This window comes from Candidatus Accumulibacter cognatus, from assembly GCF_000584975.1.
Lineage (GTDB): Bacteria > Pseudomonadota > Gammaproteobacteria > Burkholderiales > Rhodocyclaceae > Accumulibacter > Accumulibacter cognatus.
Genome location: NZ_JDST02000014.1, coordinates 1 through 26289, shown reverse-complemented (window position 1 = coordinate 26289; position 26289 = coordinate 1). Strand labels below are relative to the sequence as shown.

The 26289-nt window shown below is 59.4% G+C and carries 27 protein-coding genes; 16 read left to right on the top strand and 11 right to left on the bottom strand.

Annotated features, from left to right (window positions below; genetic code table 11):
• Positions 1-42: 42 nt before the first annotated feature.
• Positions 43-885, bottom strand: coding sequence for a YihY family inner membrane protein (locus AW06_RS03625; protein ID WP_138677453.1), 843 nt, complete (start codon positions 883-885; stop codon positions 43-45).
• Between the two features lie 22 nt (positions 886-907).
• Between AW06_RS03625 and wrbA the strand changes: the two genes are divergently transcribed.
• The gene (gene wrbA, locus AW06_RS03620) at positions 908-1501 is read left to right on the top strand and encodes an NAD(P)H:quinone oxidoreductase (protein ID WP_034945723.1); all 594 of its coding nucleotides are present in this window, start codon (positions 908-910) and stop codon (positions 1499-1501) included.
• On the top strand, positions 1501-1845 hold the full coding sequence (locus tag AW06_RS03615; protein ID WP_034945721.1) for a DUF2069 domain-containing protein: 345 nt from the start codon (positions 1501-1503) through the stop codon (positions 1843-1845). The genes wrbA and AW06_RS03615 overlap by 1 nt, the downstream gene beginning before the upstream one ends.
• Before the next feature lie 24 nt (positions 1846-1869).
• Here the strand turns inward: AW06_RS03615 and AW06_RS03610 are convergent, their stop codons facing one another.
• From AW06_RS03610 to ilvB, 5 genes are all read right to left on the bottom strand, one after another.
• Positions 1870-3408: a 2-isopropylmalate synthase gene (locus AW06_RS03610; protein ID WP_034945719.1), complete on the bottom strand. Its 1539-nt coding sequence runs from the start codon at positions 3406-3408 to the stop codon at positions 1870-1872.
• A gap of 106 nt (positions 3409-3514) precedes the next feature.
• On the bottom strand, positions 3515-4282 hold the full coding sequence (gene pssA, locus AW06_RS03605; RefSeq protein WP_046535156.1) for a CDP-diacylglycerol--serine O-phosphatidyltransferase: 768 nt from the start codon (positions 4280-4282) through the stop codon (positions 3515-3517).
• An 83-nt stretch (positions 4283-4365) separates the two neighbouring features.
• A complete protein-coding gene (gene ilvC, locus AW06_RS03600; RefSeq protein ID WP_034945716.1) occupies positions 4366-5382 on the bottom strand; it encodes a ketol-acid reductoisomerase in 1017 nt (338 codons plus the stop codon).
• A 32-nt stretch (positions 5383-5414) separates the two neighbouring features.
• Positions 5415-5906 carry an acetolactate synthase small subunit gene (gene ilvN / locus AW06_RS03595; protein ID WP_034945714.1) on the bottom strand — a complete coding sequence of 164 codons (492 nt, stop codon included), beginning with the start codon at positions 5904-5906 and terminating at the stop codon, positions 5415-5417.
• A gap of 12 nt (positions 5907-5918) precedes the next feature.
• Positions 5919-7631: a biosynthetic-type acetolactate synthase large subunit gene (gene ilvB / locus AW06_RS03590; RefSeq protein ID WP_138677450.1), complete on the bottom strand. Its 1713-nt coding sequence runs from the start codon at positions 7629-7631 to the stop codon at positions 5919-5921.
• A 136-nt stretch (positions 7632-7767) separates the two neighbouring features.
• Here ilvB and AW06_RS03585 point away from each other — a divergent pair, with 136 nt between their 5' ends.
• From AW06_RS03585 to AW06_RS03570, 4 genes are read left to right on the top strand one after another with little or no spacing between them, the layout of a single operon-like run.
• Positions 7768-8334 carry an RNA polymerase sigma factor gene (locus AW06_RS03585; protein WP_034945712.1) on the top strand — a complete coding sequence of 189 codons (567 nt, stop codon included), beginning with the start codon at positions 7768-7770 and terminating at the stop codon, positions 8332-8334.
• Positions 8331-8708: a DUF3619 family protein gene (locus AW06_RS03580; RefSeq protein ID WP_034945710.1), complete on the top strand. Its 378-nt coding sequence runs from the start codon at positions 8331-8333 to the stop codon at positions 8706-8708. The genes AW06_RS03585 and AW06_RS03580 overlap by 4 nt, the downstream gene beginning before the upstream one ends.
• Complete coding sequence (locus AW06_RS03575; RefSeq protein WP_138677448.1) at positions 8681-9310, top strand: DUF3106 domain-containing protein; 630 nt, start codon at positions 8681-8683, stop codon at positions 9308-9310. Before AW06_RS03580 ends, AW06_RS03575 begins: the two co-directional genes overlap by 28 nt.
• Complete coding sequence (locus tag AW06_RS03570) at positions 9310-9741, top strand: RDD family protein (protein WP_034945708.1); 432 nt, start codon at positions 9310-9312, stop codon at positions 9739-9741. Before AW06_RS03575 ends, AW06_RS03570 begins: the two co-directional genes overlap by 1 nt.
• A gap of 6 nt (positions 9742-9747) precedes the next feature.
• Here AW06_RS03570 and lptG read toward each other — a convergent pair whose 3' ends face one another.
• A complete protein-coding gene (gene lptG / locus AW06_RS03565; protein ID WP_034945706.1) occupies positions 9748-10821 on the bottom strand; it encodes an LPS export ABC transporter permease LptG in 1074 nt (357 codons plus the stop codon).
• On the bottom strand, positions 10818-11897 hold the full coding sequence (gene lptF / locus AW06_RS03560; protein ID WP_034945704.1) for an LPS export ABC transporter permease LptF: 1080 nt from the start codon (positions 11895-11897) through the stop codon (positions 10818-10820). The genes lptG and lptF overlap by 4 nt, the downstream gene beginning before the upstream one ends.
• 74 nt (positions 11898-11971) lie before the next feature.
• Between lptF and AW06_RS03555 the strand changes: the two genes are divergently transcribed.
• The 4 genes from AW06_RS03555 to AW06_RS03540 all read left to right on the top strand — a co-directional run bounded on the left by AW06_RS03555 (position 11972) and on the right by AW06_RS03540 (position 17372).
• Positions 11972-13468, top strand: a complete 1497-nt coding sequence (locus AW06_RS03555) for a leucyl aminopeptidase (protein ID WP_034945702.1) — start codon at positions 11972-11974, stop codon at positions 13466-13468.
• Positions 13465-13890: a DNA polymerase III subunit chi gene (locus AW06_RS03550; protein WP_034945700.1), complete on the top strand. Its 426-nt coding sequence runs from the start codon at positions 13465-13467 to the stop codon at positions 13888-13890. Before AW06_RS03555 ends, AW06_RS03550 begins: the two co-directional genes overlap by 4 nt.
• Positions 13890-14372: a hypothetical protein gene (locus AW06_RS03545; protein ID WP_034945698.1), complete on the top strand. Its 483-nt coding sequence runs from the start codon at positions 13890-13892 to the stop codon at positions 14370-14372. Before AW06_RS03550 ends, AW06_RS03545 begins: the two co-directional genes overlap by 1 nt.
• 69 nt (positions 14373-14441) lie before the next feature.
• Entirely contained in the window at positions 14442-17372 is a 2931-nt protein-coding gene (locus AW06_RS03540) for a valine--tRNA ligase (RefSeq protein ID WP_034945696.1), read from the top strand.
• A gap of 120 nt (positions 17373-17492) precedes the next feature.
• Here the strand turns inward: AW06_RS03540 and AW06_RS19820 are convergent, their stop codons facing one another.
• The gene (locus AW06_RS19820; protein WP_273704349.1) at positions 17493-17714 is read right to left on the bottom strand and encodes a hypothetical protein; all 222 of its coding nucleotides are present in this window, start codon (positions 17712-17714) and stop codon (positions 17493-17495) included.
• A 417-nt stretch (positions 17715-18131) separates the two neighbouring features.
• On the opposite strand from AW06_RS19820, the gene panB reads away from it, so the two are divergent.
• The 3 genes from panB to panD all read left to right on the top strand — a co-directional run bounded on the left by panB (position 18132) and on the right by panD (position 20332).
• Positions 18132-18944 (top strand): 3-methyl-2-oxobutanoate hydroxymethyltransferase, encoded by an 813-nt coding sequence (panB, locus tag AW06_RS03535; RefSeq protein WP_034945693.1) that lies wholly within the window; start codon positions 18132-18134, stop codon positions 18942-18944.
• 98 nt (positions 18945-19042) lie between these two features.
• Complete coding sequence (panC, locus tag AW06_RS03530) at positions 19043-19888, top strand: pantoate--beta-alanine ligase (RefSeq protein WP_034945690.1); 846 nt, start codon at positions 19043-19045, stop codon at positions 19886-19888.
• Positions 19889-19948: 60 nt separating this feature from the next.
• Positions 19949-20332 carry an aspartate 1-decarboxylase gene (gene panD, locus AW06_RS03525; protein ID WP_034945688.1) on the top strand — a complete coding sequence of 128 codons (384 nt, stop codon included), beginning with the start codon at positions 19949-19951 and terminating at the stop codon, positions 20330-20332.
• A gap of 101 nt (positions 20333-20433) precedes the next feature.
• Here the strand turns inward: panD and AW06_RS03520 are convergent, their stop codons facing one another.
• Positions 20434-21747 (bottom strand): NYN domain-containing protein, encoded by a 1314-nt coding sequence (locus AW06_RS03520; protein WP_034945685.1) that lies wholly within the window; start codon positions 21745-21747, stop codon positions 20434-20436.
• A gap of 65 nt (positions 21748-21812) precedes the next feature.
• Positions 21813-22595 carry a peroxide stress protein YaaA gene (yaaA, locus tag AW06_RS03515; RefSeq protein ID WP_034945682.1) on the bottom strand — a complete coding sequence of 261 codons (783 nt, stop codon included), beginning with the start codon at positions 22593-22595 and terminating at the stop codon, positions 21813-21815.
• A gap of 137 nt (positions 22596-22732) precedes the next feature.
• Here yaaA and AW06_RS03510 point away from each other — a divergent pair, with 137 nt between their 5' ends.
• The 3 genes from AW06_RS03510 (at position 22733) to AW06_RS03500 (ending at position 25840) form a co-directional block, all read left to right on the top strand.
• Positions 22733-24721 (top strand): site-specific recombinase, encoded by a 1989-nt coding sequence (locus AW06_RS03510; RefSeq protein ID WP_034945679.1) that lies wholly within the window; start codon positions 22733-22735, stop codon positions 24719-24721.
• 190 nt (positions 24722-24911) lie between these two features.
• Positions 24912-25307 carry a DUF2934 domain-containing protein gene (locus AW06_RS03505; RefSeq protein WP_138677444.1) on the top strand — a complete coding sequence of 132 codons (396 nt, stop codon included), beginning with the start codon at positions 24912-24914 and terminating at the stop codon, positions 25305-25307.
• Positions 25308-25366: 59 nt separating this feature from the next.
• Entirely contained in the window at positions 25367-25840 is a 474-nt protein-coding gene (locus AW06_RS03500) for a hypothetical protein (RefSeq protein ID WP_034945676.1), read from the top strand.
• Positions 25841-26289: the final 449 nt, after the last annotated feature.

Sequence of the window (26289 nt, the reverse complement as noted above, 5' to 3'; positions counted from 1 at the left end):
ATGACTTCTGTGATCGGGGGATACCTGGCAAAGTCTTGGCCGTTAGGGAGGCAAATGACGATTTCCAGTATCCCTGAACTCGGGCAGGGTTGCCGCAACCAGCGCACCCAGCAGCACCACCGCCCACGACAGATAGAGCCACAAGAGGAACATTGGTAGCGTCGCAAAGGTACCGTAGACAGCAGTGTAGGTTGGAAAGTTTGATAGGTACAGCTCGAATCCCTTTTGCAGCAGCAGGAAGCCCAGCGCGGCAAGTAAACCGGCCCATGCTGCGTCGCGCGTCGCCACCCGAGTATTGGGAAGTACATGGTAAAGCCCGCCAAGAAACAAGCTTGCAATCACCAACCCCAGTGCCTTGAACAGGATTTGTCTGACCCACGGCAGCTCGTCCAAAACGCCAAGCGAAGTGGTGACGGCATAAGAGGTGGCCAGCAGCACGCCACCAATCACCACCGGCCACAAGGCAACCAAGGCGGCAAACAAACGCAGGCGCCGCCACCAGGGGCGCGTCTCCCGCACCGACCAGACGTGATTGAAGGCGCGCTCAATGGTCAGCAACAGCATCAGGACAGTCGCCACCAAAGCCAGCGAACCAATCGCAGTGACCTCGGCTGCCTTCTGGGAAAACTCGAGGATGTAAGCGATGATCATCCCGGCGCCGCGCTCCGGCAGCAGGCTGCGGGCCAGAGAAAGCTCCAGCTGCTCAACCATGCTCGGGAAAAAGGGAACAAGCGCGACAATGCTCAGGACAACCGCGACCAGCGGCACCAATGAAAGCAGCGTGGTAAAGGCAAGACTGGCGCTGATCTGATCGAAGTTCTCCTCGACAAAGCGATGCAGGACGCGCGCCGCAAAACGATGCCAAGGAAAATGAGAGAGAAACATAAGGTGGTTATAAAATAGAGTGATGTCTGAGATTCTCGTTCTTTACTACAGCCATCGCGGTTCAGTGCGCGCCATTGCTCAGCAGATTGCCCGCGGCATCGAGTCAACCGGGCGCGCAACGGCGCGTCTGCGCACCGTCCCCAAGGTCTCGTCGGAGTGCAGCTCCAGCGCGCCGACAGTGCCTGCTGCCGGCGCGCCCTATGTCGAAGCTGCCGATCTTACGGAATGCATTGGGCTGGCGCTCGGCAGCCCAACCCGCTTCGGGAACATGGCTGCACCAATGAAGTACTTTTGGGACAGTACCGCGGCCGAATGGTCTGCCGGAACACTGGCCGGAAAACCAGCCTGCGTGTTCACCTCTACCGCCAGTCAGCATGGCGGACAGGAGAGTACGCTGCTGTCGATGATGTTGCCGCTCCTTCATCACGGCATGCTGCTTATCGGCCTGCCTTATACCGAGATGGCACTTTCCACCACCCGCAGTGGCGGGACTCCTTATGGCGCCAGCCATGTCGCTGGTGGTGAAGGCAACCCGACACTCAGTGATGAAGAACGGCGTCTCGCTTTCGCGCAGGGGCGAAGACTCGCGACCATCGCCCTGAAGCTTGACACCTGATGCGCCGCGGTCTCTACCTGATGGCATGCAGCAGCCTGATTGCACTGATTTTTTTGTGTCTCGCATGGGAGTTGCGCCTCGCACCGGTCCAGCCTGGCGGTTCCTGGCTAGCCCTGAAGTGCCTGCCGCTGCTAGCGCCGCTGTTCGGTATACTGCACGGTCGCCGCTACACATACCAGTGGGCATCAATGCTGATCCTGCTCTATTTTACTGAGGGCATCGTGCGCGCCACCACCGAACAGGGTACCGGGCAGTGGCTGGCGATTGCCGAAGTCATCCTGGCGCTGATCTTCTTTGGCGCCAGCGTTGCCTGTGCCAGACTGACCCGCCCCTCGGCACGCTGAACCACGCCCGCCCCACGCTGGCCGTCAGACGTCGCCCTGCGGGTCCAACCGATCGGGACACTGCAGTTTGTTCAAGGCATTGAGATAGGCCTTCGCCGAAGCAATGACGATGTCGGTATCGGCACCATTGCCATTGACAATGCGGCCTGCCTTTGCCAAACGAACGGTGACCTCGCCCTGTGCGTCGGTACCCGTGGTAATCGCATTGACCGAATAAAGCAGCAATTCTGCGCCGCTGCTAGCGATCGATTCGATCGCCTTGAATGCGGCGTCGACTGGACCGCTGCCCATCCCCGATGCCTTCTTCTCGACACCACCGACCGTCAGGGTGACATCCGCTGCGGGCGTTTCGCCGGTTTCCGAACAAACCCGTGAATATACCAACTTATAATATTCGCCATCAAGCGTCGGGTCTTCATCCGAAACCAGTGCCTGCAGGTCTTCGTCGAAAATTTCGTGCTTTTTGTCGGCCAGTTCCTTGAACCTGGCAAAAGCGACATTCAGCGCCTCCTCCCCGTCAAGAACGACACCCAGCTCCAACAGGCGGGACTTGAAAGCATTGCGTCCCGAGTGCTTGCCAAGCACCAGCTTGTTCTGAGCCCAGCCTACGTCCTCGGCACGCATGATTTCGTAGGTCTCGCGATGTTTGAGAACGCCATCCTGGTGAATTCCGGATTCGTGCGCAAACGCGTTGGCGCCAACGACGGCCTTGTTGGGCTGCACCGGATAGCCTGTAATCTGAGAGACTAACTTTGATGCAGGAACGATTTGCGTGGTATCGATACGCGTTTGTACCGGAAACAGGTCACTGCGGGTACGCACCGCCATCACTACTTCTTCGAGCGAGGCGTTGCCTGCCCGCTCCCCCAGGCCGTTGATCGTACATTCGACCTGACGGGCACCGGCCAACACCGCCGATAGCGAATTGGCGACCGCCATACCCAGATCGTTATGGCAATGGGTAGACCACACCACCCGGTTTGCCCCCGCTACGCGCTCGATCAGGGTGCGCATCAGATCGCCCCACACAGAGGGAACGCTGTAGCCAACGGTGTCGGGAACATTGATGGTAGTAGCGCCCGCGTCGATGGCCGCCGCAAAAACTTGACAGAGGAAATCGACCTCCGAACGCACTGCGTCCTCAGCCGAGAACTCGACATCGTCCGTATATTCGCGCGCCCAGTGCACGGCTCGCACGGCCGCCTCGACCACTTGGTCTGGCGTCATGCGCAATTTTTTCTCCATGTGGATCGGGCTGGTAGCGATGAACGTATGAATACGTCCCCGCGCTGCCGGCGCAATCGCCTCGCCGGCACGACGGATGTCATTCTCGTTGGAACGGGCCAGGGAGCAGATCGTTGACCCCTTGATGACTTTTGCAATCGACTGGATGGCATCGAAGTCTCCGGGTGAAGCTGCCGCAAAACCTGCCTCGATCACGTCAACCTGCATGCGCTCAAGCTGGCGCGCGACGCGCAGCTTCTCTTCCTTGGTCATTGAAGCGCCTGGGCTCTGTTCGCCGTCGCGCAGTGTGGTATCAAAAATTACCAAGTGCTCTTTCATGTGCTGACTCCGGAGATAAGGATGAACTACCCTGCAACGGCTACCCTGGCTGGGTCACCGACCGAAATTGCGAGATGCTTCGCGTCGTAAGACGAGCGATGCCGAGCTAAGCCACTGGCGGCGGCGATGACTTGCGCCGGAGCAGTTGCATCAGCGCCAGGACGTACCCCGAGAGAGCATACGCAACGAAAAGACCAAATAGGGCAACCGGCGTATCGTAGGAGAGCACGGCAAAGCCAAGCGCAATAGCGACAACAAAGATGAACGGTACGCTGCGCCGCAGGTTGACGTCCTTGAAACTGTAGAAGCGGACATTGGATACCATCGAGATTCCGGCAAAAATCACCAGCCCACAGGCCAGCCAGCGCACGTCAGCAGCGGCAATCTGCTTGTCGATCATCACCCAGAAAAATCCGGTCACCAGAGCCGCGGCGGCCGGACTTGGCAAGCCCTGGAAATAACGCCGATCGATCACTTCCAGCGTCGTATTGAAGCGCGCCAGCCTGAGCGCGGCGCCAACGCAGTAGATGAAGGCTGCAATCCAGCCGAGTCGACCCATGTCCTTGAGCGTCCACGCGTAAGTCACCAGCGCTGGGGCGACACCGAACGAGACCATATCGGACAGCGAATCGTACTCCGCCCCGAACGCACTTTGCGTGCGCGTCATACGCGCCACCCGCCCATCGAGGCCATCAAGCACCATAGCCACGAAAATACCCACCGCAGCCAGTTCAAAGCTGCCCTTCATCGCCTGCACGATGGCGAAAAAACCTCCGAACAGTGCCGCCGTGGTAAACAGGTTCGGCAATACATAAATGCCTCGACGCCGCAATTCGGGGTTGAACAAGGTCTTGCGAGGCTTGATTTCGGGCATTGCGCTATGAAGTGAAAACGGGCAGGAACCAAGAAGGCGGAAGGCAGCTTGACTGCCTTCCACTCCGCAAGCCATGAAATCGATCAGTTCTTGCTCTGATCCACCAGCCGGTTCTTCTTGATCCAGGGCATCATGTCGCGCAGCCTGGCGCCAACGGTCTCGATCTCATGCTGTGCCATCAGACGGCGCCGCGCAGTCATCGCCGGATAGTTGGTTCGCCCTTCGAGGACGAACATCTTTGCGTAATCGCCGTTCTGAATCCGTTTGAGCGCCGCACGCATGGCAGTACGCGAGTTTTCGTTGATCACTTCCGGCCCGGTCACGTACTCGCCATATTCGGCATTGTTCGAAATCGAGTAGTTCATGTTGGCAATGCCGCCTTCATACATCAGGTCGACGATGAGCTTGAGCTCATGCAGGCACTCGAAGTACGCCATTTCGGGTGCGTAACCCGCCTCGACCAGCGTCTCGAAGCCCATCTTGGCCAGCTCGACGAGTCCACCGCAAAGCACGGTCTGCTCTCCGAAGAGGTCGGTTTCAGTCTCTTCACGGAAGTTGGTCTCGATCACCCCGCCCTTCGTTCCGCCATTCGCTGCGGCATAGGAAAGCGCGATATCCTTGGCCTTCCCGCTACGATCCTGGTGTACAGCGATCAGCGACGGCACGCCACCACCTTTGAGATACTCCGAGCGTACCGTATGCCCCGGCCCCTTTGGGGCAACCATGATGACATCCACATCGTCACGTGGCACCACCTGATTGTAATGTACATTGAAGCCGTGGGCAAAGGCCAAGGCAGCACCCTTCTTCATGTTCGGCGCCACATCCGCATGATATACCTGCGGAATGGTCTCATCAGGGAGTAGCATCATCACCACATCGGCCCCCCTGACGGCCCGGGCCACCTCCTCCACCTTCAAGCCGGCATTCTCGGCCTTGCTCCAGGAAGAACCCTCCTTGCGCAAACCGACCGTTACCTTGACGCCGGAATCGCTCAGATTCTGCGCGTGCGCATGGCCCTGGGATCCGTAGCCAACTATGGTGACTTTCTTGCCCTTGATCAGGGAGAGGTCGGCGTCCTTGTCGTAATAAACTTTCATGAAATTTCCTTCTATCCTGCAGTTCGATCTGATTAGACTTTTAGAATGCGTTCGCCACGACCGATGCCGCACACGCCGGTACGTACCGTCTCGAGAATCAACCCAGCATCGACCGCCTGTATGAACGAGTCGAGTTTCGCGCCACTGGCTGTCAGCTCGACCACGTAGGTCGATTCGGTGACGTCGATGATGTGACCTCGGAAGATGTCGGTCAGACGCTTCAGTTCCTCGCGGTCCTTGCCCGTGGCACGCACCTTGATGAGCATCAGTTCCCGCTCGATGTGGGCAGCCTCGGAGAGATCGACGACCTTGATGACATCGATCAGTTTGTTCAGTTGCTTGGTGATCTGCTCGATCACAGCGTCGGTACCCGAAGTGACGATGGTCAACCGTGACAGCGAGGTGTCTTCGGTTGGCGCAACTGTCAAGGTCTCGATATTGTAAGCGCGCGCAGAGAACAGACCAGCCACCCGCGACAGTGCACCAGCTTCATTCTCCAGCAGGATTGAAATAATGTGTCGCATCTTGCCTTTCCCTTACAGGTCTTCAGTCAGGATCATGTCGGCAAGACCTTTGCCGGCGGCCACCATCGGAAAGACATTGGCTTTCTGATCGGTGATGAAATCCATGAATACGAGATCGTCCTTATGGTCGATAAATGCCTTGCGCAGTGCCGGCTCGACGTCTTCGGGCCTTTCGATGCGCATGCCGACGTGCCCATAGGCTTCAGCCAGCTTGACGAAGTCGGGCAAGGAATCCATGTACGACTCCGCATAACGACTTCCGTAGAACATCTCCTGCCACTGCCGAACCATTCCCAGGTAGCGGTTGTTGAGATTGATGATCTTGATCGGCAAACGAAATTGCTTGGCGGTTGAAAGCTCCTGGATACACATCTGGATCGAGCCCTCGCCGGTGACGCAGGCAATCGTCATCTCCGGATGCTGCAGAGCCGCCCCCATGGCGTAGGGCAGGCCAACCCCCATGGTGCCCAGACCACCCGAATTGAGCCAACGCCGCGGCTCGTCGAACTTGTAGTATTGTGCTGCCCACATTTGATGCTGGCCGACGTCGGAAGTCACAATCGCCTTCCCCCCAGTCACCTCATACAGCTTTTCCATGACGTACTGTGGCATGATGATGCTCTTCTTCATCCGGTAATTCATGCACTGCTTGGTGCGCCACTCCTCGATCTCCTGCCACCATGCCGCCAGTACCCCAGCGTCCGGACTAGCATTCCCGGCATCCAGCAACCTCAGCATTTCATCTAGAACATCCGGGACATTGCCGACAATCGGCACATCGACTTTGACGCGTTTGGAGATCGACGAGGGATCAATGTCGACGTGGATGATCTTGCGCGGCAATGAAGAGAAATTCTCCGGATTGCCGATCACCCGATCGTCAAAACGAGCGCCGATGGCCAGCAACACGTCGCAGTGCTGCATCGCCAGATTGGCCTCGACGGTGCCATGCATGCCGGGCATGCCCAAGAATTGCCGGTCGGTTCCCGGATAAGCGCCGAGGCCCATCAGGGTATTGGTGATCGGAAAACCCAGGCGGCGGGTAAGCCTGGTCAATTGATCGGCACCATTCGAGAGAATGACGCCCCCGCCGGAGTAGATCATCGGCCGCTTGGCTTCGAGCAACAGGTGAACCGCTTTCTTGATCTGGCCCAGATGCCCCTTGATGACCGGGTTGTACGACCGCATCTGGATCGTCTCCGGATACTCGAACTTGCACTTGGCTGCGGTAACGTCCTTCGGAATATCCACCACTACCGGACCCGGACGGCCACTGTTGGCAATATAAAAGGCCTTTTTTATCGTCACCGCCAGCTGGTGCACGTCATTGACCAGAAAGTTGTGTTTCACGCAAGGTCGGGTGATACCGACGGTATCGCACTCCTGGAAGGCGTCCTGACCGATATAGGCATTCGGCACCTGCCCTGAAATCACCACCAGCGGCACCGAATCCATATAGGCCGTGGCAATACCGGTCACGGCGTTGGTCGCGCCCGGACCCGAGGTCACCAGCGCCACGCCAACCTTGTGTGACGACCGTGCCAGACCGTCGGCCGCATGTACTGCTGCCTGTTCGTGGCGGACCAGAACATGTTTGATCTGATCCTGCTTGAACAGGGCATCATAAATGTGAAGCACCGCCCCACCCGGATAGCCGAATACATATTCGACCTTTTCTTCCTGCAGGCACCTGATTACAATCTCTGCACCGGTCATCATCGTCATTGCCGTCGCCCCAGCAAGCAAATTGCTCGAAAAAAGTCTGCCACGTTAAAGCTTTGGCCGCGATTGGTCAAGGCATTCACCACAACCGACGCCTGCGGAAACAGTTTCCAACCCAACAACAGCAAGGATTCTCGCTCTGGCCAGCCAACGCGAACTGTCGGATTTCCTCACTGCAATCGAACGTCGTGCTTTCAAACAGGCCATGTTCGCAGTGCATAATGAAGAATCAGCGCTCGACATCGTTCAGGACGCGATGATGAAGCTTGCCGAAAAATATGGCGATCGCCCGCCGGCCGAACTCCCGATGCTTTTTCAACGCATCTTGCAGAACACGATTCGCGACTACTATCGGCGCAGCAAGGTTCGCTCGCTGTGGACCACCTTATTCTCGTCGCTTTCTTCACACAGCGATGACGAGGATTACGATCCACTTGAAACTGTCAGCGGTGAATCGGGATCATATAGCCCGCAAACACCGGACGGCCAACTACAGCAAACGCAACTCCTTGCGATAATTGAAGAAGAGATAGAATCACTGCCTGCACGTCAACGGGAAGCCTTCCTCCTGCGTTACTGGGAAGATATGGATGTGGCCGAGACGGCCTCAGCCATGGGCTGCTCGGAGGGCAGCGTCAAGACGCACTGCTCGCGTGCCAATCACTCGCTGGCGGCTGCACTGAAAGCAAGAGGAATCACCTTATGAATGAACTGCATTTTGCCTACAAGATCAGACAACACCTGAATCGCGGACTCAACGAACTGCCCGCGGGAACCCTCAAGCGACTCGAAAGTGCAAGGCAACAAGCACTGTCGCAGCAAAAGGTCTTGGTACACCAATCGGTACTGGCTGGAGTAGGTAATTTTGTACAGCATCAGGTCGACAACCTGCACATCAAACAGGTGTTGCTGGCCTTGATCGTCGTTCTCGGCATCACCAGCTACACTTACTGGTATGCAGACCAAAGCATCACCGAACTCGAGATCATCGACAGTGCGCTTCTCTCGGACGATCTGCCAATCGCTGCATTCACCGACAAGGGCTTTGATGCATGGCTAAAAAGCTCGGCGTCGCAGTAATTCTCGCTGGCTTTGTCGTGCTTACAGCGTGGGCAGACGTACCCAGCCCTACGGCTATAGTCACCCCACCCCAGCCACAATGGACCGAGTTGCCGGTCGCGCAAAAAGTCATCCTCGCGCCGCTAAGCGACAACTGGGACGCGATGGAGTACAGTCAACAGAAGAAATGGCTGGGGATCACGCGCCGCTTTGCCACCATGACGCCGGAGGAGCAACGTCGAATCCAGGTTCAGATGCAGGATTGGGCGAAACTGACACCCGAGCAGCGCAGCCTCGCGCGCGCGCGCTTCATGACCGCCAACAAGCTTCCGGCCGAACAGAAACAGGAACTCCGGCAGAAATGGGAGGAGTACTCCAGTCTGCCCGAAGAAGAAAAGGAAAGACTCAAGCAGCAAGCCGCTAGCAAGTCGGTCCCGAAACCGGGGAGCTTACCCGGTAGCGCCACACCTGCCAGCACCACAGCGCCGACGCCAGCCCCCCCCTCACCCGTCAGCACCCCATCCCCGCCAGTCGAAGCCAGCCCCCTGCAGCCGCCGGTCACTCTCCCGCCAACGCCTACCACAGCTGCGCCGCCCGCCAGCGAGGCGGAAGTCCGACGCTAATGCTGGCTGCTGCGCAGGCCGTCGGGCGACCACCGGGCATCCTGCGTCGTCTGTTGAGCATGGCATACGACTCCCTGCTGCTGTTTGCGGCACTGGCCGTGCTGGTGCTTCTGCCGCACGTTCTCCTGGGCGCTTTCGCACACCGCCTGGTTTCCCCGGTCATTGGCTGGGCGCATTGCTTCCTCGTGATGCTGATCTATTTTCTCTGGTTCTGGAGCAACGGGCGGCAAACCCTGGCCATGAAAACCTGGCGCATCCGGCTAGTGACCCGTGAGGGCTTGCCCGTCCGCCCGGCACGGGTGCTCCTGCGCTATCTATTGTGCTGGCCGAGCATCGTTCTCGGCGGCGCCGGCATCCTCTGGGCATTGTTCGACCGCGACCGGCAATTTCTGCACGATCGCCTCGCCGGCACGCGGCTGATCATCAACTGAGCCCCCTCAGCGCTTTTCAGCCCACCAGATCATGACCACCGCCGTCAGCAGAAACAGAACTGACGGTGTGACTGCGCTGAGCAGCGGCGACCAGCTGTTGATCGCACCGAGATTGGAAAACAAGCCGTTGAGCATGTAAAACAAGATTCCAGTCATCACCCCGGCAAAGATTTTGATACCTACCCTATCGGCCCGGTAATGTGCGCCACCGAACGGCAAGGCAAGCGCAACCATGACCAAGGCCGCCAAGGGATAGACCACCTTTTTCCAGAAGGCGATGTCGTAGCGGGTGCTCTTCTGATGATTGTCCGCCAAATGTTTGGTATAGGCCGAGAGGTGCCGAAGCGACATCCGATCGGGCGAGACCATCAGCACCGCGAGAATGTCCGGATTCAGGGCCGATCGCCACAACATCTCCGGCATCTTCCGGACTTCCGCCCGCTCGGCAAGCAGGACGGTCTGTACCACTTCGGTCAGCCGCCAACTATCGGGCAGAACGTGCTTCCCCTCTGCAGCCTCGGTGACGGCACGTAAGCTTGCCTTCTCGTCAAATTCGTAAATGCGGATGCCGCGTAAACGTGCATCCGGCAGAACCACGCGCACATTGATAAAACTCCGTTCGTCCTTGACCCACAATCCCGACCTCAGATCTTGTCCGACCATTCGGCCCTTTTCCTTCAAGCGCATCTGATACGCCGCACGTTCAGCCGGCGGCGCCACAAACTCGCCGATCAGGTAAGTCGCCAGTGCAAATAGGCCTGCCACCTGAAACAAACCACCGAGCAGGGCTGCGGTGGACAAACCCGAGGCGCGCAAGACGGTGAGTTCGGAATGACGGGCGAGCACCGAGAGCGCGTAGAGCGTACCGATCAGGACAGCAATCGGCATCAATTCATAGGCGCGCCCCGGCGCGCGCAGCAGGGCAAAGCCAAGCGCATGGTGCAGCTGATATCCGCCCTGCCCGACGCTCTTGATCTCGCCGAGCAGGTCGAAAAAGGCAAACAAGGCCAGAAACGCCAGCAGTACCAGCAAGATGGCGCCTGCCAGCTCACGTGCCAAGTAGCGACGATAAATCTTCATCGCGACAGACGGGCGAATGAGCTGACGGCAATACGCTGATAGAACATCAGCGGGAGAAGACAGAGCATGAACAGATGTACACCCAGCACGCCGACAGCAAACGAAACCTTCCCGCTCGCCACCCAACCCTGGCTGATGGTTACCAGATTGTTGTAGATCAGATAAACGAAAATGGCAATCAGCATGTTTGCCGAACGACCGGCACGTGGATTGACGAACGACAGGGGAATCGCCAGTAACGCCAGCACGATCGCAGAGAATGGGAAGCTGAAACGGTAAAGCAGCTCAGCCCGATAGACTGGCAAATCAATCGGCAACAGCGCCAAGGTAGGCATCGTCCTCGGTGTCGGGGCAATGCCGCGCACCTCCTTGGTCTCCACACGAACCGCATGGCGTGCATACTCCATAATGCGGAATTCCGCGCTGCCCGGAGGGAACTCGTAGCGACGACCGTTCTCCAGGATGATGAATCGATCACCGTTTGCGGCGACCTCCTGATACCCGGAGGCAGCCATCGTCACCCCCAAACGCTCAGGCCGCATCTCGTTGACGAACACGTTGAAGACGTTGCTGGTGTCAGCATCGATCCCTTCCACAAAAACGACGCGTTCACCGGCTGATGATTCCTGGAAAATGCCGGGAGAGATTTGTCCGGCATCGTGCCGGGAACTCAGTTTGTCGCGGAACTCGGCGCTCTGCGACAGTGCCCAGGGCGAAAGGAAGAGGGAGAGCACCGAGATGGTCATCACCAGCGGCATGACGAACACCAGTACCGGCCGAATCCATGCCATCAGCGACAATCCGGAAGAGAACCAGACCACCATCTCGGAATCCCGATAGCTGCGTGAAAGCGCCAGCAAGATGGCGACAAACGACGACAGCGACAATAACACTGGCAGGTAGTTGAGCGACGAAAAACCCAGCAGGGCCACCACGGCGTCCGGTTCGACACGGCCTTGTGCTGCGTCACCGAGCAGCCGAATCAATTGAGTCGTCATCATGATGGCGAAAAGCGCGGTGAAGACGCCGGCCGCCAAGTGCGTGAACTCGCGACGGACAGCACGCTGGAAGATCATTTTTTGACTTTGGTGAAAAACTGCAGTGATAATCGGCTTTTCGCAAACAGTGCGGGTTGCCTGAGGAGGGGTGAGTGGAATTTAGCATAAAAAGTGGTAGCCCGGAGAAGCAACGCAGTGCCTGTGTGGTGGTCGGAGTTTTCGAACCGCGCAAACTGACACTGGCCGCCGAACTTCTCGACAACGCGGCGCACAACCATCTTTCGGACATCATTCGCCGCGGCGACATGGAAGGAAAGGCGGGCTCGACGCTGCTGCTGCACAATGTTCCTGGCACGCTCTGTGACCGGGTCCTGCTGGTCGGTCTCGGCAAGGAGAAGGAGTTTGGCGACAAGGCGTATTGCGACGCCATTCGCAGCGCCGTGAGGACGCTCAACGAAACCGGCTCCTTTGACGGTACCGTCTTTCTGACCGAAACGAGCGTCAGGAAGCGTAGCTCTGCTTGGCGCGTTCGTCAGGCCACCATGGTGGCGCAGGAAACCGTCTATCGTTTCGATCAGTTCAAGAGCAAAAAGGACAAGGTGCGCCGGCCCCTGCGCAAACTCACCTTTGTCATTGATCGCCGCAATGAACTGGCTGCCGCCGAGGAAGCCCTGCACCAAGGGCAGGCCATTGCCGAGGGCATGGCCCTGGCAAAGAATCTTGCCAATCTGCCGGGCAATGTATGCACCCCTGCCTTTCTTGCAGAAACTGCACAAAAGATGGCTTCCGAACACAAGCTGGAGTGCCAGATTCTCGAACGTGACGAGATGACTGCCCTGGGCATGCACTCCCTGCTATCCGTCGCCAAAGGCTCGCAGCAGCCGCCGAAACTGATTGTTCTGCAGCACAAGGGAGGCAAGAACGATGACAAGCCGGTGGTTCTCGTCGGCAAGGGCATCACCTTTGACAGCGGTGGCATTTCGCTCAAACCGGCACCGGAAATGGACGAGATGAAATACGACATGTGCGGTGCTGCCAGCGTGCTGGGTACAATCAAGGCAGCAGCGCTGATGAAACTGCCGATCAATCTGACGGTGATCGTCCCGTCCTCTGAGAACATGCCCGGCGGGGCCGCCACGCGACCTGGCGACATCGTCACTTCGATGTCTGGTCAGACCATTGAAATCCTCAACACCGATGCTGAAGGCCGCCTCATTCTCTGCGATGCACTAACTTACGCCGCTCGCTTTCAACCGGAGACAGTGATTGACATCGCCACGCTCACCGGCGCCTGCGTGATCGCTCTTGGTCATGTCGCGACCGGCCTCTTTGCCAATAACGAGGCCCTGGCGCGGGAGCTCGTGCATGCCGGCGATGATGCACACGACCGCGCCTGGCAAATGCCCTTGTGGGACGACTACCAGGAACTGCTCAAGAGCCCATTCGCCGACATGGCCAACATCGGTGGCCGCTGGGGAGGCAGCATCACCGCCGCGTGTTTTCTCGCCCGTTTTACCCGAAAGTACGTCTGGGCTCACCTCGACATCGCTGGCACCGCCTGGAAGTCGGGCACCGACAAGGGTGCAACCGGGCGACCCGTGCCGCTACTCATGCACTATCTGTTGAAACGCGCAGGGAAGCTGGATTGACACGTATTTTCTTCTACCACAACGCCTCTGACCGGATTGCCGCGACCGCCGCCTTGATTTGCAAGGCTCTGGCACAGAAGAAGGCCTCGCTGGTCTATGCACCGGATGCCGAGGTCGCCGCGGCACTTGACCGCAGGCTGTGGATGTACCCGCCAACCGGCTTTATCCCGCACGTGCAGATCAACTCGCCACTGGCCGCCGAAACCCCGGTACTGATTGCCGGCGAGCTTGACGTATTACCGCAGGATGAACGACTGTTCAACCTCGCGGCCGAGGTACCGCCAGGTTTTGCTCGTTTTACCAGCCTCATTGAAGTGGTCGGCCAGGGGAGCGAAGAGCGCGCCTCCGGTCGTCGGCGCGCCCGGTTCTACAAGGATCGTGGCTACGACATCCGGTACCTCGATCTGACAGGGAAAGGCTGATGGCAGACGACAGCGACCTGATCCGTCGGGTGGATTCCCTGATCAACGCCGAGGCCGCGGCTGGCGGTGATCGTCGCGAAGACGCACGCCGGCCGCGGCGACGGCGCAGCTTCCTGGCCTCGGCCACGCCAGCCGGATCGTCAGCAAGCATAACCCCCGTCACGCCCTCTGGCAACGAGGAAGAAGACCTGCCGGTCCTCACCGAAGTGGTCTTGCCGACGCCAGACGTTCCCGCAGAGGACAGCGCCAAGCTGCGCGAGACGCTGGCCGCAGATCTCGCCGAACGCCTTGATCGGCAGCTGCAGAGCGAAATGCTGGCGCTCGTCGAAGCGGCCCTGCTGACAGCCACGGATTACTTGCAGAACGGTATCGCCGCAACCATTGAAACCGTATTGCGTGACTTCATCGAGCAGAACGGCCAGCCTCGACAGCCCATCGAGGAACCCGCTCGCGACCAGCCAGCGCTGCCTGATCAGGCCTAGGCACCACTACTGGGGCAAGTGCGTGATGCGGGTATAATGCGCGCTCCTGCCATCCCTCCGCCCTCCCCCATGGAACTCGCCAAGAGCTTTGAACCGGCTGACATCGAACGTCGCTGGTACCCCGAATGGGAAGCCAGAGGCTATTTCGGCGCCGGCCTCGATGCCGAAAAACCGAACGCCTTCTGCATCCTGCTGCCCCCACCCAACGTCACCGGCACCCTGCACATGGGGCACGGCTTCAACCAGGCGATCATGGATGCGCTGACCCGCTACCATCGCATGCGCGGTGACAACACGCTGTGGCAGCCTGGTACCGACCATGCGGGCATTGCCACGCAGATCGTCGTCGAACGGCAACTCGATGCCCAGGGAATCTCAAGGCACGAACTCGGACGCGAGAAATTTCTCGAAAAAGTCTGGGAGTGGAAAGCGTTCTCCGGCAGCACCATCACCCGGCAGATGCGCCGCCTCGGCACCTCGCCTGACTGGAGCCGCGAGCGCTTCACGATGGACGCCGGCCTTTCGCGGACGGTCACCGAGACCTTCGTCCGCCTCTATCGCGAGGGCCTGATCTACCGCGGCAAACGCCTGGTCAACTGGGACCCGGTACTGCAAACCGCGGTCTCCGACCTCGAGGTGGTACAAGAAGAAGAAGACGGTTTCATGTGGCACATCCGCTACCCGTTGGCGGATGGCAGCGGTTCGTTGACGGTGGCCACGACGCGCCCGGAAACGATGCTTGGCGACACTGCGGTGATGGTTCACCCAGAAGACGAACGCTATCGGCACTTGCTCGGGAAAAAGGTCAAGCTGCCGCTCTGCGATCGCGAAATCCCGATCATCGCCGACGCCTATGTGGACCTCGCGTTTGGTACCGGCTGCGTCAAGGTGACGCCCGCACACGACTTCAACGACTACGCCGTTGGTCAGCGCCACAACTTGCAGATGATTTCCGTCTTGACCTTGGACGGAAAGATCAAGGGTTCGTCGTTGGATGACTTCACTTTTGGTCACAGTGCAGGAACTTCCAACTCAGTTCTAGCGGATCGCGAACAGGTAGGCAGGGCAACCAGCGAGATGATTCCAGAGAAATATCGCTGCATGGACCGCTTCGACGCACGCAACGCCATCGTCGCCGATCTTCAGGCCATGGGTTTCCTGGTCAAGACCGACAAGCACAAGCTCAAAGTGCCGCGCGGCGACCGCACCGGCGTGGTAATCGAGCCGATGCTCACCGACCAATGGTTTGTCGCGATGAGCAAGCCCGCAGCCGACGGAAGCAGCATTGTCGGCAAGGCGCTGGCATGTGTGGCCTCGGGCGAGATCCGGTTCTTCCCCGAGAACTGGGTCAACACCTATAACCAGTGGCTGAACAACATCCAGGATTGGTGTATCTCGCGGCAGCTCTGGTGGGGCCATCAGATTCCCGCCTGGTATGGCGAGAATGGGCAGATCTTTGTCGCTCATGACGAAGCCGAAGCCAGGAACGAGGCCACCGCACAAGGCTACCTCGGCCCGCTGACACGCGATCCGGATGTCCTCGACACCTGGTATTCGTCAGCACTGTGGCCGTTCTCGACGCTCGACTGGACGCCGCAGTGGCCAGCCGAAAGCAACCCGGCGCTCGACCTCTACTTGCCTTCGACAGTCCTGGTGACCGGTTTCGACATCATTTTCTTCTGGGTGGCGCGCATGGTGATGATGACCAAACATCTCACCGGCAAAATCCCCTTCAAACACGTCTATGTGCACGGCCTGATCCGCGACGCCGAAGGCCAGAAAATGAGCAAGTCGAAGGGCAATGTCCTCGACCCGATCGACCTCATCGACGGCATCGGCCTCGACGCGTTGATCGAGAAGCGCACCAGCGGACTGATGAACCCCAAACAGGCCGCAGAGATCGAAAAGCGCACGCGCAAGGAATTCCCGGCAGGCATTCAGGCATTCGGCACCGACGCGCTGCGCTTCACCTTCCTGTCGCTGGCCAGCCCCGGTCGCGACATCAAGTTCGACCTTAACCGCTGCGAAGGCTACCGCAACTTCTGCAACAAGCTGTGGAACGCGGCACGCTTCGTGCTGATGCACACGGCAGACCAGGATCTCGGCCTGGCAAGCGATACGGTTGATGACGATGGGTCGGCGCTACGCTTCTCGTTCGCTGACCGCTGGATCGTCAGCAAGCTGCAGCGTACCGAAGCCGAGGTCGAACAGCATTACGCCGACTACCGCTTCGACCTGCTGGCGCGCTCGGTCTACGAGTTCGTCTGGGACGAGTTCTGCGACTGGTATGTAGAGTTGTCGAAGGTACAACTGCAGCAGGGTTCCGTCGAAGAAGTCCGCGCGACGCGGCGGACGCTGGCGCGCGTACTGGAGACGGTGCTGCGCCTGGCCCACCCGCTGCTGCCCTTCATTACCGAAGAGCTCTGGCAGGCGGTGGCGCCGATCGCCGGACGCAAGACCCATGCCTCGGTGATGCTAGCCGCCTATCCGCAAGCGCAGGCAGCAAGCATTGACCCGGCCAGCGAAGCCAGCGTCCAGGAGCTGAAGAATCTGGCTTACGCCTGCCGCAACCTGCGTGGCGAAATGAACCTTTCGCCGGCGCTGAGGGTCCCGCTTCTCGCCAGCGGCCAGGCCGCATCGCTCGCCGACTTCGTGCCCTATCTCAAAGCGCTCTGCAAGCTCTCCGACCTGCAGATCGTCAACGAAATACCGGCCGACGCCAGCGCACCGATCGCCATCGTGGGCGAAACCCGGCTGATGCTGCAGGTTCAGATCGACCTGGCCGTCGAATGCGAACGTATCGACAAGGAAATCGTGCGACTCGGCACCGAGATCAGCAAGGCGAAAGCCAAGCTCGCCAACGAGAGTTTCGTAGCGCGCGCTCCAGCCGCGGTGGTTGAACAGGAAAGGAAGCGTCTCCAGGACTTCGTCGCCACGCTCGAAAAACTCGAACCGCAACGCGAACGCCTCAGACGGTCACAGTCGGCAAACAGCCGGTAAACTGGCCCCCTGAGTCTTGATTCCCGGAAATCGCCTCATTGGAAGGTCGTCTCAGCGACTTACGAATCTCCTCCCCACCCGTGAGGGAGAGGTCTGGGAAGAGGAAAACAGCCATGGCCGTTAGTAGCCACGGTAACGCGGATGCCAATAACGATTGCCATAACCTGGCCTTCCTGGCACCAACACCGGCGGCGGATAGCCATACACGCGTGGAGGTTCGACCACCACCACAGGGGGGTTAACATATGCGCGCGGCGGCCCGTAATACCCTGGAGAAGCGGGGGCAACAACGCAGCCAGCAGTGGCGACAGCGGCAAGAAGTGCGAGGACAATCGTTTTCATGAGGGGTCTCCGATGAACCATACTCCTCTAACGCTCCAGGCGCCGATTGGTTCGTCGTATTTTTGTATCAGACTAGCACTGAAACTTGCCCACCGGCTGGCCGCTCTGTGTATCCTAGGCGCGCTTTGTCCATCGTGAATTCCATGGTGCAATCAAACCCTGATAGTTATGGCTGTTGGAAGCACCTCGAGCCTGCAAAAGCCAAGACCGTTTCCCTCACCCCCACGACTCCGTTCCGAGATTCTGGAGGAGGATAGGAGGATTCGTGAGTCACAGACGCGACTTTCACATCTACAGCCAGGTATCAGAAAGGGAAGGTAATGGTCTTTGCAGGCAGGAACGAGGTTCGCCACCTTGAGCATCGCATCGCGGGCATGCGCGAACACCGCGAATATTTCAACCGAGGAGAGTAAGCCCATGTCCACCCACGTTGTGACCCGTCGTCTGACGCACGTCGATCTCGCCAGAATGCGTGTCAATGACGAAAAGATTGCCGTCCTGACTTGTTACGACGCGAGTTTTGCACAGTTGTGCGATAGCTGCGGTGTCGACGCACTGCTCATCGGCGACTCGCTCGGCATGGTATTGCAGGGTCACGACTCGACGCTACCGGTAACGCTGGCTGATATCGCCTACCACACTGCCTGCGTTGCACGGGGCAGCCGGCGACCATTGGTGATCGCCGACATGCCGTTCGGCAGCTTCCAGGAAAGCCCGAGGCGGGCACTGCGCAATGCCGTGGCGCTGATGGCTGCCGGTGCGCAGATGGTGAAAATAGAAGGCGGCGTGAACATGGCCGAGACGACCCGCTTCCTCTGCACGCGCGGCATCCCGGTCTGCGCGCACGTTGGCCTGACACCGCAATCGGTGCACCAGCTCGGCGGCTACCGGGTTCAGGGCCGCGATGATTCTGGTGCTGCCCGGCTGCTTGCCGATGCGCTCGCGCAGCAGGAAGCCGGCGCCAGTCTGATCGTCCTTGAAGCCATCCCGCAGGCACTGGCGGCTGCAACCACCGGCCAGCTCACGATTCCGACGATCGGTATCGGCGCCAGCCGAGAATGCTCCGGCCAAGTCCTCGTCCTGCACGACATGCTCGACATCTCGGCGGGCAGAAAGGCCCGCTTCGTCCAGAACTTCATGGCTGGCCAGCCATCGATTGCGGCGGCGATCGCAGCCTACGTGGCCGCCGTCAAGGAGGGCTCGTTTCCGGGTCCTGAACACTGTTACTGAGCCGCGAGAAGATTGTCGATCCCCGGTACGGATATCCCGCACAGCCAGGCGCCAGGCAACCTGTCATTCCAGTTTGAAAGAGGTTCAGCAAAAACACCATGCAGATTCACACATCGATCCCCGAAGTGCGTGCTGCGCTGCAAGCGCGTCGCCGTATCGCCTTTGTCCCGACCATGGGCAACCTGCACGCTGGGCACATTGCGCTGATGAACGAGGCGCGCAGCCACGGCGATTGCGTGGTCGCCAGCATTTTCGTCAATCGACTGCAGTTCGGGCCAAACGACGACTTCGATCGCTATCCGCGCACCTTGCAGGCTGACTGCGAGAAGCTCGCCGCAGCCGGTGTCGAGATATTGTTCGCACCGAGCGAGGAGGTGCTCTACCCCGAGCCACAGCAGTACCATGTCGAGCCACCCGCGATCCAGCATCAACTCGACGGAGAATTCCGTCCTGGCCATTTCCGTGGTGTCGCCACCGTGGTCCTCAAGCTGTTCAACATTGTCCAGCCGCAAGTGGCACTGTTCGGCAAGAAGGATTACCAGCAACTGATGGTTCTGCGCCATATGACGCAGCAGCTCGCCTTGCCGATCGCGATCGTCGGTGGCGAGACCGTACGAGCCGACGACGGCCTGGCATTGTCTTCGCGTAACGCTTACCTGTCGGTCAGTGAACGTGCCGAGGCAGCGCGCCTGCATCGCCTCCTGAAGCGTATCGCTGCGACAGTGCATGCCGGCGAACGGGACTTCGTCAAACTCGAACGCGAAGCGGTGGGCGAACTCGACCAGAATGGCTGGAAAACTGACTATGTGGCCGTGCGCCGACAGTCCGACCTGCAGCTCCCGCAAGGCTCCGACGAGCGAGAGCTGGTGGTGCTGGCAGCCAGCCGTCTGGGTGCTGCGCGACTGATCGATAACGTCGAAATCGAGCTGGCGAACAGCCATTGACAGGTGGCCATGAGCCGCTACAATTCGCTTCCCCGAACAACTCTCAACCGGTGAAAATCCATGCAGAGAACCATGCTGAAGTCGAAGCTGCACCGCGTCAGCGCGACCCACGCCGAGCTTCACTACGAAGGGTCATGCGCGATCGACGAAGACCTTCTCGACGCCTCGAACATCCGTGAGTACGAACAGATCGACATCTGGAACGTAAATAACGGCGAGCGCTTCACCACCTATGCGCTACGTGCCGAGCGCGGCTCCGGCGTCATTTCGGTCAATGGTTCAGCCGCACGCCGCGCCGCGCCGGGTGACATCCTGATCATTGCCAGCTTCGCGACGTATACCGAAATCGAACTCGCGAAGTATGCTCCGCAACTGATCTACGTCGATACGCAGAACCGGATTGTGCGTATCGCCGGTGGAATCAAGACACAAGCCGCCGCCTGAGTGTCAGGCCCGCATCGAAAAGCCGCGACAGATGTCGCGGCTTTTTTGTAGTGCGTCGCGGACACGACTTTGCCGGTAACGTCGCGGCCGCGACCGGTAGATCAGGCCGTTTCCGGCAGCACTTTCGGTTTGCGTGGGCGACGACTGCGCGTGGCCGGCTTCTTGACTGCATGGCCTTCCGCTTCATCAGCGGCCGGCACGGCGTCAGCCACCTCCTCGCCAGGCCCCCCTTCAGCCACGGGAAGGCCTGCCTGGCCGGTCTCGGCAGGTAATGGCACCAACTCACCGGCCGGCGCTGCCGCGACGTCCTGAACGGCCTCGACCCGTTCTGCTGGTGCCACTTCGGCAAGTGCAACACCTTCAGTCGACACTTCCTCGACGACTTCGATCGGCACATCTTCCGGCTTGACTGCCCGTGGCTGCCTAACCCGTTTGGTACCTTTCTCGTCCGCCTTGCGCCTGCCTTCGCTCTTGCGACGCGCAGCCGTCGACTCGCTTTTTTCTTCGGTCATGGCCGCCTCGGGTTCGATCTGTGGCGGCACGACTAGCCGTGGCTCGGCGACGACCTCGACAATGGCTTCAGGTCGAGCCACCATCCCGTTGCTGCGAAACACGTAAGTTCCCGATTTTTCATCGCGACCGATCTCGAGCAGGCCGCGTGCCTGAGCCTCCTCAAGCAGGTTGCCGAATGCCCGGAAGCCATAATACGACTCGCTGAAATCGGGTTTGCGCCGCTTGATCGCCTCCTTGAGCATCGACGCCCAGATCTTGCCGCTGTCGCCACGCTCGGCAACCAGTGCATCAAAGGTGGCAACGGCAAGTTCGATGGCCTTGCTGCGGCGTCCTTCGAGTTCCTGCCTGCGTTGCGCGTCCTCCTCCGGTGAACGCCTGACCACCGGTTGCGCCTCCCTCGAATCCCGTCGCGCCGAACGCTGCATCTCGCGCACGAGGTCGTCATAGAAAATGAACTCGTCGCAGTTGCCGATCAGCAGATCCGATGTCGATTGCTTTACACCGACTCCGATCACGTACTTGGCGTTTTCCCTCAACTTCGAAACCAGTGGCGAAAAGTCCGAATCACCACTGATGATCACGAAGGTATCGACATGCGACTTGGTGTAGCACAGATCCAGCGCATCGACTACCAGCCGGATGTCGGCTGAATTCTTGCCCGACTGGCGCAGGTGCGGGATCTCGATGAGCTCGAAACTGGCCTCGTGCATGGTGGACTTGAAACCCTTGTAGCGTTCCCAGTCACAGTAAGCCTTCTTGACGACGATACTGCCCTTGAGCAACAGGCGCTCCAGGACCGGCTTAATGTCGAACTTGTCGTACTTGGCATCGCGAACGCCAAGGGCCACGTTCTCGAAATCACAATACAGCGCCATGATGGCGGTTTCGGGCGCAACGGCCATGATTCATTCTCTCCCCAGGTTGATGCGCCACGCGCAAGCGGGGCGACTTGAGACTCTTACAGAAGTCAGGCCGCCAGGCGGCGTCGAAACACCCAGGCACTGTCGCTCGCGGATTCTTCTGCATGCATATAGACGTAGCCGTCACCGGTAAACTCCTTCAGGCTGGCCGCCGCCGTCAGGCGATTGATGATCGCATAGCGTGCCATCAACCCGCGTGCCCGCTTGGCGTAGAAGCTGACGACCCGGAACCTGCCGCCGCTCCAGTCTTCGAAAACCGGTCGAATCACCGGCACCGGAAGCAGCTTCGGCCGGACGGCCTTGAAGTATTCCTCCGAGGCAAGATTGACCAGGACTTTTGCGCGCGCATCGTGCAACGCGGCATTGATCGCGTCGGTAATGCGCTCGCCCCAGAAGGTGTAGAGATCCCTGCCGCGTCGATTGGCCAGGCGGGTCCCCATTTCCAGGCGATACGGTTGCATCAGGTCGAGTGGGCGCAGCAGCCCGTAAAGACCGGAAAGGATGCGCAGGTAACGCTGCGCGAACTGCAGCTCATCGGGTACCAGCGACGGTGCGTCGAGCCCGTCGTAGACATCGCCATTGAAAGCCAGAACCGCCTGTTTGGCATTGCCGAGCGTGAACGGCCGCGCCCATTCGGCGTAGCGGGTGACATTGAGCGTCGCCAGTGGATCACTGATCTTCATCAGGCTGGCGAGCTGTGCCGGTGACAGCGCACGCAACTCGTCGATCAACTCTTGCGAGTCGTCGAGAAAGCGCGGCTGGCTATGCTCGGCAAGTGTCGATGGCGTCTGGAAATCGAGACTCTTGGCGGGAGAAAGGACGATGATCATCTACTGGTTCCAGGCAGGGGGGATTCCCGGCACATGCTAAGATTGAGCAATTGTAATCGACGGCGATCGAACGGCGCGGCTTCCTGCACGACTTCTGTAATGCCCGATCGCTCACGCTCTACGAAAGCAACTACGTCATGGAACAACTCCTCAACCGCCTCCTTCTCCCGGATACGGATCTGACTTCCTTGCTCGCCCTCCTGGTCGACGAAATCCGACCTGCGAAGGCGCACGACTTCGAGACCGCCAAGCGAAATCTGCAGGCTCTCTGCTACCTTCTCGGTATCCACCCTGAGTTACGATCGGCTTTGCGCACCGCCTTCAACACCCTGCTCAGAACGCATCGGCACATCGAGTTGTACACCACCACCGGCATCCTGCCGAATACCGGATTCGCTCCCGAAGGTTTTCGTCGAATCGGCCACAAGCTTCTGCCCGATGTGCTCGACCCTGGTTTACTGCGCAGCGTCCTGCGCCGAACCTTCGACCGACCGAGTGACCGGCATTGGGTGATCGGCGTTGGCGACGACGCCTGGTTGCGACTGATCGAAGCCATTCGTTTCGACGAAGATCCAGCCAGCGAGAACTTTCCACACTCGCTACTCGAACTGCTCCGCTCGCTGCGCGTGCTGTCATACGGGATTGCCGCTTGTGGCATGGAACCGGAACTGTTGCGGCTGGAACCCTCACTGGTAACCCACGAATCGCCCTTCGTCGCACAGAACCTGGAGATGGCCGACTATATCGAGGCCTATCCGGGAAACTGGGAAAAGCCCCACAGCGAAGACGGCGACGATCGGCACCTGCGTGTCCTGTTCAGCCAATGCCAGGAGGTAATCGAACGGGTGCGCAGGAATGCGGCCCGCAATGGAACCAGCATCCGCCTGACCTATCAACTGCAGCGCCTGCGGCAATTATTGCGGCGCAGTGAGCATCTGCTCGATATTCTCGCCGGCCTGCAAGGCAAGAAGGAAGAAGCAGCGGCCTATCCTCCGATCGTCAGCCTGTTCACCCGCCTGGTGAGCGACGAATGCCAGCGCAACGATCTCGGCAGACACTGGCGGCAGAACACCGAACTGATTGCCTTGCGGGTGACCGACAACGCCAGCCATCATGGCGAACACTACATTACCGAAACGCGCGCGGAGTACTGGTCAATGGCACGTTCGGCGATGATCGGCGGGGTGATCATCGCCGGCATGGCCTGCCTGAAAATCCTGCTCACCAAGGCGGCTTTACCACCCCTGACCGGCGCACTCGCCTTCTGCCTCAACTACGGGCTTGGTTTCTGCCTGATCCATATCCTGCATGGCACGGTCGCCACCAAACAACCGGCAATGACTGCCAATGCGATTGCCGCGAGTCTCAGTTACAGCGGCGACAGGTTGCGCGACATCGAGGCCCTGACCGACCTCATCGCGCGCACCTGCCGAAGCCAGATCATCGCCATTCTGGGCAACGTCGGCGTTGCCATCCCACTCGCCGGCCTGCTTGCCTTCATCATATTCAGCAGTAGCGGCGAGCACTTCACCAGTCCCGAGAAATCGCTGCATCTGCTTGAAGAGCAGAGCCTGTTACACAGCGCAGCCGTGTTCTACGCCGCCATCGCTGGTGTCTGCCTGTTCATCTCCGGACTGATCAGCGGCTATTACGACAACTACGCAGCCTACAACCGCATCCCCGAGCGTATCCTGCAACTCAACTGGCCGCAGCGCCTGTTCGGTGCGGCGCGCATGCGCCGTGTTGCGGCCTACATCGGCGACAACCTTGGTGCACTCGCCGGCAATCTGCTGTTCGGTTTTCTGCTCGGAGGAACAACCTTCTTCGGCCTGCTGGTCGGGCTGCCGATCGACATCCGCCATGTCGCCTTCTCGTCGGCATTCATTGGCATCGCTTTTGTCGGTCTCGATCTTGTCCCTGATCCGTGGTTGCTCGCCTGGGCGGTGCTTGGCGTTGCCGCGATCGGTTTCATGAATCTCACGGTCAGCTTCGTGCTGGCGCTCAATGTCGCCCTGCGCTCGCTCCAGGTCTCTGATCCGCAGTGGAAAAATCTGGCGCGATCGATCCTCTTACATCTGCACCGACAACCCCGGGATTTCTTCATGCCACCGAAGAAGACGGTCTGACGGCGGCGTCTGCCAAGGAGGCCGGCCATTGCAGGCAGACCATTGCCAGGGCAGGAGCCTTGATCTTTCGATTAGCCTTGACCATCAAGCGGTATTTTCCTATCCTGCGGAAGTACCCATGAACACTTGATCCGCGCCTGCGGCCCCCCCATTCACCCCACTCCATCGACCTCAACAGCAAGGAATGATCATGACTGAAGCAAAAAGCACGACCAAGAGAGCGCCCGCTCCCAGAAAGACGACAACGGCAACGACCAGTACCGCCGAGAAAACGCCGGCGGCCAGGGCGGCGGCGGTAAAGAAACCGGCGGCCACTGCTGCCACCGCAGCGCCAGCTCCCGAGAAGAAAGCCACGCCTAAACCAGCCATCGCCCCCGTTGCTGCCGACATCGAGATTCTGCAGTCTGCGCCTACCGAGTGCGCGACGCCCGCCGCCATACCGGTCAGGCCAAGCCCCGAGGACCGCTATCGCATGGTTCAGTCGGCAGCGTACTTCATTGCCGAGAAGGACGGTTTCCGCGGCCGCGACACCGATTACTGGGCGCAGGCCGAAGGCGAAATTGCCGCCCAGCTTGGCGAAGCATGAACGCGCCGTAGCCCCTCCAGCAGTTCCCAACAAGATATGCTGACGGCGGGACCCACCCCATGCGCAAGCGCCTGATTGAAGAGACGAAAGAAAACCGGCTGAGCATAGCCCCTACGGGCTGGCTCAAGGTTGAAGAACTGGCTGAGGTCGAAATCAGTTCGGAGGACGCTCAGCATCCGATCGAATCGGCACTCCTGACCGGGGGTAACGGCTGGCGTGCAGCCGATCCCGGCCAGCAGACCATCCGCCTGCTCTTCGTACAACCGCAGCTGCTTCATCGTATCCGCGTCTGCTTTGTCGAGACCACCGTACAGCGTACGCAGGAGTATCTGCTGCGCTGGTCTGGGGATGCCGGGCACTCGTTCCGTGAAATCGTTCGCCAACAGTGGAATTTCAGCCCGGAAGGTTCAGTGACTCAGACCGAGGAACATCGGGTTGATCTCTCCGGAGTGACGGTGCTTGAATTGATCATTACGCCGGATATCGGCAACGAGCACGCGGTCGCTTCGCTGGCAGAACTGCGAATTGCCTGAAGGGCGGCCTTCAAGCGCGAATCGCCTACAGCACTTATCCAGCTGGCGGCACGCTTGCGGCACCGGCTGGAGTTGCTCATCGCCAGCCTCCATTTGCCTGTTCGTGACGTTCGCCCTGTAGCGGTTTCCGCAAAGGGCGTCTGGAGACTGTCGCCAGTGTAACCGTTCCCCCCACAGATTGGCCCCCAGCCCCATGGCGGTGCCTACGGACGGACGCCGCCGCTCGCGACCGCTTTGTGCAGGAGCGCAGACCCTCCGGAGGCGATCAGACAATCTCACCGTCTGCAGTCCAGGATACGCTACGCCGGACTTCAAAAAGCGCAGCCCGCTCTGAACGCAGAAGAAGTGATCGCAAGTAAACAGGTAACGCGATGTGCAACTAATGAGAAGTCGTGCTGACCTATACCGGGTTCGCAACCCTCGGAGTAAGCCATGCCCCTCGAAACCTT